This is a genomic window from Frankia sp. CcWB2 (assembly GCF_977927585.1).
On sequence record NZ_CDWRCM010000270.1, the window covers coordinates 1 to 1480 of the forward strand.

Here is a 1480-nt window from a genome sequence, read left to right on the forward strand (position 1 = left end):
GGAGTACTAGGCTCACGTCTTCGTGAGAGCCCTCCGACGGTTCACCGTCCGTGCGCAGCTCCCCGGGCAGCTTGCTCCACTAGGGGAACTAGTCCTGAATCTTCGCTGGTCCTGGCATCCCGAGACGCTGGACCTGTTCGAGTCTGTTGATCCGGAGCTCTGGCAGGCGACGAAGGGAGACCCGGTCCGCCTGCTCGGCGAGGTGGATCATAACCGGCTGCTCGCGCTGGCCGCCGACCGCCGGTTCGTGCGCCGGCTCACCGACGTCGCGGACGACCTCCAGGAGTACCTGACAGCCGATCTGTGGTATCAGCAGCGGAAGGCCGAAGGCGCCCCGTCGGCGATCGCCTACTTCTCCCCGGAGTTCGGTATCACCGAGGTGCTGCCGCAGTACTCCGGCGGCCTCGGCATCCTCGCCGGCGACCATCTCAAGACCGCGAGCGACCTCGGCGTGCCGATCATCGGCGTCGGCCTGCTCTACCGGGCCGGGTACTTCGTGCAGTCGCTGTCCCGGGACGGCTGGCAGCAGGAGCGGTACCCGGGCATCGACCCGCACGGGCTCCCCCTGGCCCAGCTGACCGATCCGGCGGGGATGCCGGTGAAGGTGGCCGTCGGTCTGCCCGAGGGTCGCACGCTGCACGCGCAGATCTGGAAGGCGCAGGTCGGACGGGTCCCGCTGCTGCTGCTCGACTCGGACGTCGAGGACAACCAGCCGGCCGAGCGGGGGGTGACCGACCGGCTCTACGGCGGCGGGACCGACCACCGGCTGCTCCAGGAGATGCTGCTGGGCATCGGGGGTGTCCGTGCGCTGCGCGCCTACGCCGCGGTGACCGGGACTCCGGAGCCCGAGGTGTACCACACCAACGAGGGGCACGCGGGCTTCCTCGGCCTAGAGCGGATCCGGGAGCTCGTCGAGAACGGGCTCAGCTTCGACGAGGCGCTCCAAGCCGCCCGCGCCGGCACGCTGTTCACCACCCACACCCCCGTCCCCGCCGGCATCGACCGGTTCCCTCGCAGCCTGGTCGCCCGCCATTTCGGCGGGGACAACGGCTGGCCCGGTGTGCCGGTCGAGCGGATCCTGCAGCTCGGGGTGGAGGCCGACCCCAACGTCTTCAACATGGCCCACATGGGTCTGCGGCTCGCGCAGCGTTCGAACGGCGTCAGCAAGCTGCACGGCATCGTCAGCCGGGAGATGTTCGCGGGGCTGTGGCCCGGTTTCGACACCGCCGAGGTCCCGATCGGCTCGGTGACCAACGGGGTGCACGCCCCGACCTGGGTGTCCCGGCCCATCATCGAGCTTGCTGACCGCGAGCCCGGCCCGGGCCTGCTTTCCGACGACGCGGCCGGATTCGAGAAGATCTCCGCGTTGCCCGACGAGGTCGTGTGGGCCGCCCGGCGGCAGTTGCGGGAACGCCTCGTCACCGAGGTCCGCCGCCGGCTGCGGGCCTCCTGGCTCGAGCGCGGCGCGGCACCCGGTGAG

1 protein-coding gene is annotated in these 1480 nt (G+C 70.8%); it reads left to right on the top strand.

Annotated features, from left to right (window positions below; genetic code table 11):
* Positions 1–22: 22 nt before the first annotated feature.
* On the top strand, positions 23–1480 hold a 1458-nt coding region (glgP, locus tag ACY45C_RS20110; protein WP_462189119.1), incomplete at its 3' end, for an alpha-glucan family phosphorylase.